General features: G+C 40.1%; 10 protein-coding genes and 1 other annotated feature. Of the genes, 6 read left to right on the top strand and 4 right to left on the bottom strand.

All coding sequences use genetic code 11. The features are described from left to right. Positions 1 to 212: 212 nt before the first annotated feature. The 4 genes from PQ477_RS01845 (at position 213) to ccpA (ending at position 3,695) form a co-directional block, all read left to right on the top strand. A complete protein-coding gene (locus PQ477_RS01845) occupies positions 213 to 659 on the top strand; it encodes a DUF948 domain-containing protein (RefSeq protein WP_035393898.1) in 447 nt (148 codons plus the stop codon). 1 nt (position 660) lies between these two features. After that, positions 661 to 1,104 (top strand): YtxH domain-containing protein, encoded by a 444-nt coding sequence (locus PQ477_RS01840; RefSeq protein WP_035393901.1) that lies wholly within the window; start codon positions 661 to 663, stop codon positions 1,102 to 1,104. A gap of 154 nt (positions 1,105 to 1,258) precedes the next feature. Beyond that, the gene (locus PQ477_RS01835; protein WP_144559367.1) at positions 1,259 to 2,350 is read left to right on the top strand and encodes a bifunctional 3-deoxy-7-phosphoheptulonate synthase/chorismate mutase; all 1,092 of its coding nucleotides are present in this window, start codon (positions 1,259 to 1,261) and stop codon (positions 2,348 to 2,350) included. Between the two features lie 346 nt (positions 2,351 to 2,696). Further along, positions 2,697 to 3,695 carry a catabolite control protein A gene (gene ccpA, locus PQ477_RS01830; protein ID WP_035393903.1) on the top strand — a complete coding sequence of 333 codons (999 nt, stop codon included), beginning with the start codon at positions 2,697 to 2,699 and terminating at the stop codon, positions 3,693 to 3,695. Positions 3,696 to 3,720: 25 nt separating this feature from the next. Here the strand turns inward: ccpA and PQ477_RS01825 are convergent, their stop codons facing one another. The 3 genes from PQ477_RS01825 to PQ477_RS01815 are packed head-to-tail and all read right to left on the bottom strand — an operon-like array spanning position 3,721 to position 6,217. Beyond that, on the bottom strand, positions 3,721 to 4,887 hold the full coding sequence (locus PQ477_RS01825) for an acetoin utilization protein AcuC (protein ID WP_144559366.1): 1,167 nt from the start codon (positions 4,885 to 4,887) through the stop codon (positions 3,721 to 3,723). After that, complete coding sequence (locus PQ477_RS01820) at positions 4,887 to 5,537, bottom strand: acetoin utilization AcuB family protein (RefSeq protein WP_035393906.1); 651 nt, start codon at positions 5,535 to 5,537, stop codon at positions 4,887 to 4,889. Before PQ477_RS01820 ends, PQ477_RS01825 begins: the two co-directional genes overlap by 1 nt. Before the next feature lie 47 nt (positions 5,538 to 5,584). Then, positions 5,585 to 6,217, bottom strand: coding sequence for a GNAT family N-acetyltransferase (locus PQ477_RS01815; protein ID WP_035393908.1), 633 nt, complete (start codon positions 6,215 to 6,217; stop codon positions 5,585 to 5,587). Between the two features lie 186 nt (positions 6,218 to 6,403). On the opposite strand from PQ477_RS01815, the gene acsA reads away from it, so the two are divergent. After that, the gene (acsA, locus tag PQ477_RS01810; protein ID WP_274272881.1) at positions 6,404 to 8,113 is read left to right on the top strand and encodes an acetate--CoA ligase; all 1,710 of its coding nucleotides are present in this window, start codon (positions 6,404 to 6,406) and stop codon (positions 8,111 to 8,113) included. A gap of 40 nt (positions 8,114 to 8,153) precedes the next feature. Here acsA and PQ477_RS01805 read toward each other — a convergent pair whose 3' ends face one another. Next, positions 8,154 to 10,658 carry a transglycosylase domain-containing protein gene (locus tag PQ477_RS01805; protein ID WP_274272880.1) on the bottom strand — a complete coding sequence of 835 codons (2,505 nt, stop codon included), beginning with the start codon at positions 10,656 to 10,658 and terminating at the stop codon, positions 8,154 to 8,156. Between the two features lie 104 nt (positions 10,659 to 10,762). Further along, positions 10,763 to 10,972: a binding site (T-box leader), on the top strand. 44 nt (positions 10,973 to 11,016) lie between these two features. Between PQ477_RS01805 and tyrS the strand changes: the two genes are divergently transcribed. Beyond that, a complete protein-coding gene (tyrS, locus tag PQ477_RS01800) occupies positions 11,017 to 12,261 on the top strand; it encodes a tyrosine--tRNA ligase (protein ID WP_035393912.1) in 1,245 nt (414 codons plus the stop codon). Positions 12,262 to 12,293: the final 32 nt, after the last annotated feature.

The raw sequence follows: 12,293 nt of genomic DNA, 5'->3' as shown, positions 1-12,293 counted from the left end.
TTACCTTTTTTATTTTGCATTATTCAACTTGGGAAGCAAGTGAGTTGAATTCGTTTTATACGGTGTTTTTAACCTATAAATCGTGCAAGAAAGTATTGAAGAAAGAAGGAATTCAAGTGCACGTGTCGAATTACTTTTTCCAACCCCTAATTTGAATCTTTTGTTTTAAGATAGTAAAATTGGGTAAAGAACAAGAGGAGGGGGTATGCTAATTGGAGGCTTTGCTATACATAAGTGTATTCATTATTGCGATAGCAATTGCACTTTTTGTTATTTACGTAATCATAACGCTGAAATCAACAACAAAGACATTAGAACAAACTTCAGCAACGATCAAATCACTTGAAGTGCAGATGAAAGGTATCACAACAGAGTCAGAACAGCTATTAAAGAAAACAAATGCTTTAGCTGATGATGTTCAACGTAAGTCCGATTCACTTCAAGTATTATTCGACTCATCGAAAGATTTAGGGGAATCGTTAAAGTCGGTTAACCAATCGGTTAGACAAGTGACAACAAAAGTGAACGCGGAAACTAGTCGAAATGCTGAAACAGTTTCTCAAGCCATTCAATGGGGTCAGGCTGTTTTGGATTTCTATACAAAGTTTAAGCAACGCAAACAACAATTAGAACAAAAACATTCTAGGGAGGAACTTTAAAATGGGTGACATGAATACAAAAGACTTTTTAATTGGTACATTAGTAGGTGGAATTGTAGGAGCGACTACAGCTCTTTTTCTAGCGCCGAAGTCAGGGAAAGAACTTCGCAGCGATATTAGTGAGCAAGCATATAACGCGAAAGAAAAAACAGCTCAGTTAACAAACGATGTGTATGAAAAAGGAAACGAGTGGGCTGACATCGCTAAAGAAAAATCATCAAATTTAGCAAAAGTGGTAACTGATCAGTCACAACAAGTAGTGGATAAAGTGAAAGACTTAAGTGCAACAGCAAAAGAGGAAGCAGAGAACCAAGTGGAAGAAGCAAAAAGCTTAGCGAAAGATTTAAAAGAAGATGCTGAAGAAGCTGGTAAAAACATTTCTGAAACAGTTAAAAGTGAAGTGAAAGATGCTGAAAAAAAAGCAAAGCAAGCGGCTAAAAAGTAATCAATAGTGAGTGGGTTAAGCCCACTCTTTTTACCACCTGTATACTTTAGTGCATAAAAGCGTTTAAGTAATAAAGAAAAAAGTCGTGACTTTTTGCGAGCTCTTCGTTATAATAAACAGAATAAATAAAAGAACATTGGAGAGGTGGAGAGAAATGAGTCACGATCAGCTAGACGAATTAAGAGATCAATTAGATAAGGTCAATTTAGATTTACTTGAACAAATTAACAAGCGGGCTCGTCTTGTTAAAGAAATTGGTGAAGTAAAAAGACAGCAGGGTATAGCTCGATTTGATCCAGTACGTGAAAGAAAAATGCTTGATCACATTGCAGAGCACAATAGTGGTCCGTTTGAAACAGGAACCCTTCAGCATTTATTTAAGCAGATTTTTAAAGCAAGCCTAGAGCTTCAAGAGGAAGACAATAGTAAAGCACTTCTCGTTTCTCGAAAAAGACACCCTGAAAATACAACCGTTAATGTTAAAGGTGAAACGATTGGTGATGGCAAACAACGCTTTGTTTTTGGCCCGTGTGCAGTTGAGAGCTATGAGCAAGTCCTAGCCGTTGCAAAAGAAATGAAAAAACATGGTCAGCGTCTATTAAGAGGCGGAGCATTTAAACCAAGAACATCACCTTATGATTTCCAAGGGCTTGGTTTAGAAGGGCTGAAAATTTTAAAACGTGTTGCTGATGAGCTTGATATGGCCGTTGTCAGTGAGATCGTTACACCGAAAGATATCGAATTGGCTTTGGATTACGTAGATGTGATTCAAATTGGAGCTCGTAACATGCAAAACTTTGAGCTCTTAAAAACAGCTGGTTCTGTTAAAAAGCCAGTACTACTAAAACGCGGACTATCAGCGACGATAGAAGAATTTATTCATGCAGCAGAATATGTTGTGTCCAAAGGAAACGACCAATTGATGCTTTGTGAAAGAGGTATTCGTACGTACGAAAAAGCAACAAGAAATACGCTAGATATCTCTGCCGTTCCAATTTTAAAACAAGAAACGCATCTACCTGTAATGGTTGATGTTACGCATTCAACAGGAAGAAAAGACCTCTTGCTTCCTACTGCAAAAGCAGCACTTGCTATTGGTGCAGACGCAGTTATGGCTGAAGTACATCCAGATCCAGCAGTTGCGTTATCTGATTCTGCTCAACAAATGAACTTTGATGAGTTTAATTCATTTATGACTGCGTTAGAATCATCAGGGTTAATTAAACAAGCAGTGACACAATCTTAAATTATAATGATAAAAAGAAAAAAGGCGTTTTCGCGCTTTTTTTCTTTTTTTATTTGTTCCTCTATTACTTACTACCTGGATTCTCTTACTCAAATCCTTTGTTTAAAGTTTACTAAAAACGGGCACATTATTAATGGTAGCGCTTCAACTGTTTTCCATAAAAAAGAAAACTGTTTTTCATTTATGAAAATGTTTGTGATAATGAGCTTTTATATTGCACTAAATCTTTGTATATCGTATTCTTATAGGAAATAAGTTTGAAAAACAGAGTTTAGTGAACTTAATAATACACATTTGATAAAACATAAAAAGGAGGATAACTGCTGAAGTTTAGCAGGTAAAACATATGAATACAACCATTTATGATGTAGCAAGAGAAGCAGGCGTATCTATGGCAACAGTATCAAGAGTTGTTAATGGAAACCCAAATGTAAAACCAACAACAAGAAAGAAAGTTCTTGAGGCAATCGAACGTTTAGGGTATCGACCTAATGCTGTAGCTCGAGGATTAGCGAGTAAACGAACAACAACAGTAGGTGTAATCATTCCAGATATTTCAAGTATTTTCTTTTCGGAATTAGCGCGTGGTATTGAAGATATCGCAACGATGTACAAATATAACATTATCTTATGTAACTCAGATCAAAATAAAGACAAAGAAATTCATTTAATCAACACATTACTTGAAAAGCAAGTGGATGGAATTGTGTTTATGGGTGGAGAAATTACTGAAGAGCACGCAGAGCAATTTAAACGCTCGCCAGTACCGATTGTTCTAGCTGCAACGTTAGATAGTGAAAAGTCGTTTCCATCTGTTAATATTGACTACACAAAAGCGGCAGAAGACGTTATTCAGTTTTTAATTGATAAAGGTCATGAACGAATCGGTATGTTAAGTGGATCATTAGAAGATCCCATCAACGGCTATCAAAAATTCGCTGGCTATCGAAACGCTTTAGAGAAGAATAACATTGAGTTTGATGAGGACTTAATCGTCATTGGTGATTACTCATACGATTCAGGTATTGAAGCAATGGATTCTTTTGTAGAAGTTGAGAAGAAGCCAACAGCCATTTTTGCTTCAAATGACGAAATGGCTCTCGGTGTTATTCACGGTATTCAAGACAAAGGGTTACACGTTCCTGAGGATTATGAAGTGGTTGGATTTGACAATACGCGCTTAGCAACAATGGTTCGTCCTACATTATCAACTGTTGTTCAGCCGTTATATGATATCGGTGCTGTATCCATGCGTCTGTTAACGAAACTAATGAATAAAGAAGACGTATCAGAGTCGACTGTCACATTACCTCACCGTATTGAAAGCAGAGACTCAACAAAATAAAGAAAAATGATTGGCTGTCTGCCAATCATTTTTTTTCTTGTTCGCGTCGGATATGATAAAGTGCTTTATCGACAGTAAGTCGGTTTTTTTCGGTTATTTCGGTTCTACGTGGAATAACAGGAAAGGCTGGATCTGACCAAGTAGAAGGAAGAATTTCCGCAGCTTCTTTTTGCCATTGTTGCAGCCAAGATTTAGGAATCCGTTCCTCAGCAAGGTGAAGCTGATCAGTCATCGCTAGCCAAATATAGGACCAAGCTCTTGGAACTACACGCCACTTATCGTAGCCTCCCCCGCCAATCGCAACCCAGCGACCTTCACAATATTCATGTGCCAATTCATGCACAATGGCAGGAATTTCACGAAACGATTGAATAGAGAGGTGAAGGTGAGACAATGGGTCATAATAATGCGCATCCGCTCCATTTTGCGTTAAGATGATATCCGGGCGGAAAAAGGTCACAGCCTCTTTAAGTGATTCCCTATAGGCGTGAAGAAAGGAGTCATCTTCTGTGAAGGCATCTAATGGAATATTAATAGAATAACCAAAGCCTTCCCCAGACCCTTTCTCTGTCACATGACCGGTTCCTGGAAATAAATAACGGCCAGTTTCATGAATACTTAATGTACAAACATCAGAATCTTCATAGAAAGCCCATTGAACACCATCTCCATGATGGGCATCTGTATCAACGTAAAGTACGCGAGCGCCATATTTGCGTCGCATGTATTCAATCGCAATCGATGAATCATTGTAGACACAAAAACCAGATGCTCGTCCTCTAAAACCGTGATGCAAGCCTCCTCCAAGATGAAATGCATGCGCATATCCATCTCGTAGCACTGCATCACAGGCAGCAATTGTCCCTCCAACTAAGTAGGAAGAAGCTTCATGCATATGAGGAAAGACAGGCGTGTCTTCTGTTCCTAATCCAAATGTTTGCGCTTTAACCGTATCAAGTGACCCTTGCCCACCTTCTTTAACAGCTTCTATAAAGTTAGGATCGTGAATGTAGGCTAATTGTTCATCTGTTGCTCGCTCTGGTGAAATGATCTGTACACCCTCTAATGCACCGATTGACTCTAATAAAGAGTGGGTCAGTTGGAGCCTAAGAGGATGAAATGGATGAGTATCACTAAACTTGTACGGATACGCATCTGCCCCATAAATAAAGGCAGAACGTTCTTTCGTCATTACCGTTCACCTCCAATGGATGGGAGGGATGGTCCGTATACGTCATAGCCACTGTCAGCAAGCTTCTGAATGACTTTTCTTGGGTCGATCGTTTGTACACGAAAAGAAAGCATATGATAGTTTACTTTTTGACTTGGGTACGCCACAGCACTGACAATGTTCACACCAGCTTGTTTGAAAATAGTCGCTACATCTGCGAGCATTCCAGGATAATTTTGCACACATACTTCAATGACAGACGTAGGGCGGTCTGCACCAAGAAGTGCTGTCAAGCTGTACAGAATATCTGACTCTGAAATAATGCCTATTATACGTCCATTAGCGGTTATTGGTAAACAGCCAATCCGATGTTGATAGAATAATTTAGCCGTTTCTTGTACATCGTCATCTTCGTGAGCCGTTAAAACAGGCGACGCCATTATGGATGAAATCGGTTTCAAAAACACAGACTCATCTGTTTTCTGAGTTAAAATCGACGGGCGCACATCGCGTATATCTCGATCGGAAATGATCCCAATAACATTGTCATCATGATCGATAATTGGAATATGACGAATCGATTTTTGCTCCATTAAATCAATAGCGTCTTGAATTGAATGAGTTGAAGTAAGTGTATAAACGTTTGTACGCATAATAAGATGTAATTTCATTTGTGTACACCCTGCTTTCTAAGCAGAACGTAGCCCCCTCTCGTTCGTTAATACATAAAGCGGTTAACAAAACGAAGCTGATCAAACTGTTCCATAGAAGCTTGATCAATATTCGCACCAATACGTGCCATCAAACAATTAGCAGGATGAGAGCTAATTTCTGGGTCATCTGTAGCGAACCAAATCAGTCCACCTGCATTCATCATCTTTTCCATTACTTTACGATATTCCCAAACATCAAGACCGCTTCCTTTTAAATCCCAGTGCCAATAGTATTCTGTTGTTATAATGATATAGTTTTCCATTGCAGGATCTTTCATTGATATCTGAAGTAGCTGTTTTCCTAATCCATTTGCTCGATACTCAGGTGCAATTTCAATCGCACCAAGTTCAATTAGATTTTCCATCTTTCCTTCTGACCAGCGCTCAAGTGGGTCGGGGTAAACGAAGGTGACGTAACCGACAATTTTCTGATCGTCACGAATGACATTAATTCTTCCTTCAGGAAGTTCAGCTATTTCGATTAGTGCTTTTTTTTGCGCTTCAGCAGGGCGAAAAGAAACGAGTGCTTCATGATAGTCTAATGCTTCAATTTCATTTGGTTGTAATGGGCCTTCTAAATAAAGCGTTTTCGACTGAAAAGAGAAAGGTTCTCTAACAAACTTTTTTGGATGGTCCATAGCTTCACCTCAATTAAACATTCTTCCCAACCAGTATACTACAGATCAAGTCTAACGTCTTTTCTTATCGTTAAAGGATTAGAAATTGACTAGCACTTCTGAAAGTTATTAAGATGAATCAATTGAAATCGAGACGTTTCTTGTATATAATAAACTCAATTAGAGAAGGAGAGGTGTGAAGCTATTATGAAAGCGCTTCCTGTTATTGATGGACAATATAACCTGAAAAATTATGAAGAAGCAAAAGAACAATTTAATTGGGATCAAGTAAAACAAGCATTCTCTTGGAATGAAACAGGAAAAATGAATATAGCCTATGAAGCCATTGACCGCCACGCTGAAAATGGGAAAGCGGATCAAATTGCGCTTTACTATAGTGACGCACGTCGAGATGAACGCTATACATTTAAAGAGTTAAAAGCATATTCCAACAAAGCAGCAAATGTGTTGAAAGAAGCGGGTGTAGAAAAAGGAGACCGTGTATTTATTTTTATGCCAAGATCTCCTGAACTTTATTTTGCGCTTCTTGGTGCAGTCAAATTAGGTGCGATTGTAGGCCCATTATTTGAAGCGTTTATGGAGGGAGCTGTTAAGGATCGCCTTGAAGACAGTGGCGCTAAAGTACTTGTAACAACGCCTACATTACTAGAGCGTGTGCCGTTTAACGATTTACCGCAGCTCGAAACGGTTCTTGTTGATGATAAAAAGTATGAAGATAACGGCGCGTTTCTTCAATTTAATAAACGGTTAGACGAAGCATCAGATGAATTAGAAGTAGAATGGGTGGATAAAGAAGATGGACTTATTCTTCATTACACATCTGGTTCAACAGGAAAACCAAAAGGTGTTTTACATGTTCACGAAGCAATGGTACAACACTACCATACGGCTAAAATCGTACTTGACTTAAAGGATGATGATATTTATTGGTGTACAGCGGATCCCGGTTGGGTAACAGGTACATCTTACGGAATTTTCGGTCCTTGGCTTGCTGGTGTGACGAATGTGGTACGTGGCGGACGTTTTTCTCCAGATGATTGGTATGAGACGATTCAACGTTATCATGTAACCGTTTGGTATAGTGCACCAACTGCATTTAGAATGCTTATGAGTGCAGGGGATGAGCTTGTGAAGAAATACGATCTTTCTTCATTACGCCATGTATTAAGTGTTGGTGAGCCTCTGAATCCTGAGGTTGTCCGTTGGGGGAAAAATGTCTTCGATCTTCGTATTCACGATACGTGGTGGATGACGGAAACAGGTGCTCAAATGATTTGTAACTATCCAGCAATGGAAATTCGTCCAGGTTCAATGGGGAAACCAATTCCAGGTGTTTACGCGGTCATTGTTGATGATCGAGGGAATGAACTACCTCCAAACCGGATGGGGAATTTAGCCATTAAAGCTGGCTGGCCGTCGATGATGCGTTCCATTTGGAATAACGAACCGAAGTTTAAGAGTTATTTTGAAGTAGCAGGCTGGTATATCTCTGGTGATTCAGCATATATGGATGAAGATGGTTATTTCTGGTTCCAAGGAAGAATTGACGATGTCATTATGACAGCAGGTGAACGTGTTGGTCCATTTGAAGTTGAAAGCAAACTTGTGGAACATCCAGCAGTTGCTGAAGCTGGAGTAATTGGTAAACCAGACCCCGTTCGTGGTGAAATCATTAAAGCATTCATAGCTTTACGTGATGGTTATGAAGTAACAGACGATTTAAAAGAAGAGATTCGTCAATTTGTGAAAAATGGTTTAGCTGCCCATGCGGCACCGCGGGAAATGGAGTTCCGTTCTTCTTTACCTAAGACGCGCAGTGGTAAAATTATGCGTCGTGTGTTAAAAGCATGGGAACTTGATTTACCGACTGGTGATCTATCGACAATGGAAGATTAATCAAAAAAACCATCCAACTAGTTGGATGGTTTTTGCTCGTTTATTCTTCTTCATCGTCGGCTGAATCTTCTTCTTCGTCTGTAGTTCCCTCGTCTGTATCATCATCATCTTCATTTTCATCTTCATTGTCTTCATCTTCGTTAGAACTATCGTTTTCTTCTTCGCCGTCGTCAGAAGAGCTGTCATCGTCTTCATCATCATCATCATTATCATTTTCACGACGTTCGTCTCTTTCTCGTTTGCGTAATTCATCCAGCTGTTTTTGAACCGTGCTTTTTAATTCACTTTGGAAAGGGGACAAACCATCGATTCGAGACAATAGGTTGTTATTATAAAGATCCGTTGTGACTAAACCTTCTTCGTCACAAATGGCGTTTGAAGAACCACCTGTCAACCCACACACGCGACGTTCGGTTAACCCACTAGGACGCTGAAACCTCGTTCCTTCAGCCGTCATTAAGCTTGGTTTTACACTGTACGCTGCATTGGCAATGTTGGCCCAAATATTTTGCGTACGCTCACCAGTACCCATTCCGTTGTAGCGTTCTAACAATGGTACTTGTTTGCTGCCTGTATAGCCATTCCAAACACCAAGAGAGACATAAGGGTTTGACGCAACAAACCATGAGTCAATATTCTCATTAGATGTACCTGTTTTACCTGCCCAGTCTGCGCTAAAGTTTAGTAAGCCTGGAACTCGACTAGCTGTTCCGCCACTAGTACTGACGACATCACGCATCATATCGACGAGTAAGTAATTTGATTGTGGGCTAATGTAGTCAAACTCTTTCTTTTCGTGTTCGTACACAATTTCTCCATCGTATGTTTCAATTTTCTCAATCATGTATGCTTCAGGTCGTTTACCATCGTTCGCAAAGGCAGAGTAGGCAGAGACAATTTGTTCTACGGTTGCCCCGCCACCGCCGATAGCAGCTGTTTCAACTGTTGACATATTGGTAACGCCTGAGGATTGAATTAAGTGCTGTTTTAATTCCTCTGGTACGTGCCACCATGCTTTAATGGCAGGTACGTTGCGGGAACGCTTTAAAGATTCACGAAGCGTAATATTCCCATCATGACTATTATCATAGTTGTTAATTGGTACTCCATCTACTCTACGATTAGTCGGCGTATCTGGAATGACAAGCCCTGGTTGGGTCACCCCTGCTTCCAAAGCACCGGCAAACGGTAGAATGGGTTTAATCGTTGAACCAGGTGAACGTAAACGAGTCGTATAATTTAACTGATTATCTAAATTTTCTTCCCGTCCGCCAACGAAACTAAGAATGGCTCCTGTGCGATTATCAATCAAAACGGCACCGACTTCTTCTGGGTCCCCATTGCCATTATTCGGACCGAAATAATAATCAGAATTGCTGGCAGCATCGTTCATTGCGCTATATAAGTCTTCATCAATGGTTGTAGTAATTTTATACCCGCCATTTTCAATTCGATTTTGTACAGTACCGCGCATTTCTTCTTCCTCTAAACTTTGGGCGCTGGCACTAAGCTGATCCCACCCTTCAAAGGACTCTTTCTCTACAGCAAGCAGTGCTTCTGTTGCCCGCTCAAGAATTTCAGATGTTAACCGCGGGTGTCTAGCCATTGGGTCCGGAGCATATTCGATAAAATCAGCGGCAAGGTCATAGTCAAGGGCTTCATCACGCTGCTCTTGGTCAATGTATCCACTCTCATACATCCGGTTAAGGACTGTGCGGAAGCGATTAAAGCCTGGACGTAAGCCATCTTCATCTTTCACATCTGCATCGCCTGTAAATGGTGTGTAGCCGAATGGACTTTGTGGCATACCAGCTAAATAAGCTGATTGGGCTAAATTTAACTCAGACGCAGCTACGCCAAAAATGCCCATTGAAGCCGCTTGAATGCCTTCTACATTTCGACCTGAAGCATTTCGTCCAAATGGAACTACATTTAAGTAAGCTTCTAAAATTTCGTCTTTTGACATGAAGTGTTCTAGTCGCATGGCAAGCATAATTTCAGTTGCTTTCCGATCAAACGACACTTCGTTAGAAAGGACTTGTTGTTTAATCAATTGCTGAGTAAGCGTACTTCCACCAGTTTGCACCGACGAATTTGCGATTTCTTGCATCGTAGCGCGAAGCAGCGCTTTTGGAACAATGCCTTCGTGTTCGTAAAAATGTTCATCTTCCGTTGCAACAATAGCCCATTTCACTTCATCAGCTATGTCATCTAATGTCACAATGTCTCGCTCAACATCACTTCGTATTTTTCCTAAATAGACATCGTTAGCTAAATAGATCTCACTCGTTTCTGTTAGAGACCCTACGTGGGTGCGTAATTCTTCTTCTGAGTAAGGTTGTTCATCATGAACGAGAGATGCAAAATAACCGGCTGCTGTTCCACCAGCTAATAGAACGAGTAAAAACCCGACGATAAGTGCAACAAGTAGTAAATTCCAAAGTACTTGGTAGGTAATGCCTACCTTACGAAAAAAATGAATGTCGGCAAGCTTTTGATTCACTTGCTCAAAGGATTTTCTTACATGTAATAGAAAAGATTTCATTGTTTCCCCCCTATAAAGGTGAGTATACCATAAATGAGAATACGGGCATACACGTTCTGTTGACTTTAAAAACGAGGTATGATAAAACTAAGTTTATATTTAGTATACAAGCGTTGAAAAGCCGAAGTATGCCTATGATGTTGTAGTCAGTAGAGAGTTAGCGGGCGGTGAAAGCTAGCACATGTCATGAGCAGAATTACAGCTGGGAGCTTTCTTTGTGTTTACCACAAAGACGGGAAAACCGTTATCGTTAGAGTGGAAGGCTTATTCTGCCTTCAACAAGGGTGGTACCGCGACGAATGTTCGTCCCTTTTTGGGAGGAGCTTTTTTTGTGTTCAAAAATAGAGGAGGAAGAGACATGTCAGAAGAAAATCAGTTAACCGCTGAGCAAATAAATCGAGTAAATGAGCAAGTTGAAACGCTAATGCGTGGGGTTGTAGAAATTGTGCCAGAAGAAGCATTTCGCAAAAAAATTGAAAAGAGTGTGCGCACAGGTAAGCCTCTTAACATTAAATTAGGCATGGATCCATCTGCGCCTGACGTGCATATTGGTCACACCGTTGTGCTTCAAAAGCTACGTCAGTTTCAAGAATATGGTCATCATATTCAATTGCTAATTGGTGATTTCACAGGTAAGATCGGAGATCCAACTGGAAAATCAGAAACACGTAAAGTGTTAACAGATGAGCAAGTAAAACAAAACGCACAAACCTATGTAGAGCAATACGGCAAAATCTTAGATATGGATAAAACGGAAATTCTTTATAATTCACACTGGTTATCAGAACTGAAGTTTGAAGATGTGTTAAATTTAGCTGGCCAAATGACAGTTGCTCGTATGCTAGAGCGAGAAGACTTTAATAAGCGTTATAAATCTGGTCAAGCGATTTCTGTACACGAGTTTTTCTACCCACTTATGCAAGGATATGATTCTGTGGCAATGGATACAGATATTGAAGTGGGTGGTACAGATCAAACGTTTAATCTTCTGATGGGCAGGCAGTTACAAGATGCGTACGGTAAAGAAAAGCAAGTCATGATGACACTTCCTCTGATTGAAGGGTTAGACGGTGTTCGCAAAATGTCAAAGTCATTGAACAACTATATTGGTATTGACGAAGCGCCAAATGAAATTTTTGGTAAATCGATGTCCATTCCAGATGAGTTAATGGCGAAATACTTTAAGCTTGCGACGGACGTTCCGATGGAAGAAGTAGAAGCCATTGAAGCAGGATTGAAAGATGGCTCCGTTCATCCTCGTGATGCGAAAATGCGTCTCGGACGAAAGTTAGTTGAAATGTACCATGGCGAAGAAGCAGCAAAAGAAGCACAACATTATTTTGAGACAGTCTTTCAAAAACGAACGCTACCAACGGATTTACCTGTTGTAGATTGGAATGGTGACAAAGACGTATCCATTATTGATTTACTTGTTGAGTTGAAACTTCAAAACTCAAAAGGAGAAGCGCGTCGTATGATTCAAGGTGGCGGCGTCAAGATTAATGAAGAAAAGCAAGATGACATAAAGATGATCGTTTCAGTGGAAAACGATATGATTGTCCAAGTTGGAAAGCGGAAATTCGCGAAATTACGTCTAGTATAAGAATTAGCTGTGATGCATGCGAAAAAAAAACG

Source organism: Shouchella hunanensis (assembly GCF_028735875.1).
Classification (GTDB): Bacteria; Bacillota; Bacilli; order Bacillales; family Bacillaceae_D; genus Shouchella; species Shouchella hunanensis.
Note: the sequence above shows the minus strand (reverse complement) of the source record. Positions and strands in the feature narration are given on the sequence as shown.

What these genes read in the sequence shown, in the direction of transcription:
- PQ477_RS01840 (WP_035393901.1), top strand. Translation starts at nt 661, where the DNA reads ATGGGTGACATGAATACAAAAGACTTTTTAATTGGTACATTAGTAGGT.
- PQ477_RS01835 (WP_144559367.1), top strand. Translation starts at nt 1,259, where the DNA reads ATGAGTCACGATCAGCTAGACGAATTAAGAGATCAATTAGATAAGGTC.
- ccpA (WP_035393903.1), top strand. Translation starts at nt 2,697, where the DNA reads ATGAATACAACCATTTATGATGTAGCAAGAGAAGCAGGCGTATCTATG.
- PQ477_RS01825 (WP_144559366.1), bottom strand. Translation starts at nt 4,887, where the DNA reads ATGACGAAAGAACGTTCTGCCTTTATTTATGGGGCAGATGCGTATCCG.
- PQ477_RS01820 (WP_035393906.1), bottom strand. Translation starts at nt 5,537, where the DNA reads ATGAAATTACATCTTATTATGCGTACAAACGTTTATACACTTACTTCA.
- PQ477_RS01815 (WP_035393908.1), bottom strand. Translation starts at nt 6,217, where the DNA reads ATGGACCATCCAAAAAAGTTTGTTAGAGAACCTTTCTCTTTTCAGTCG.
- acsA (WP_274272881.1), top strand. Translation starts at nt 6,404, where the DNA reads ATGAAAGCGCTTCCTGTTATTGATGGACAATATAACCTGAAAAATTAT.
- PQ477_RS01805 (WP_274272880.1), bottom strand. Translation starts at nt 10,658, where the DNA reads ATGAAATCTTTTCTATTACATGTAAGAAAATCCTTTGAGCAAGTGAAT.
- tyrS (WP_035393912.1), top strand. Translation starts at nt 11,017, where the DNA reads ATGTCAGAAGAAAATCAGTTAACCGCTGAGCAAATAAATCGAGTAAAT.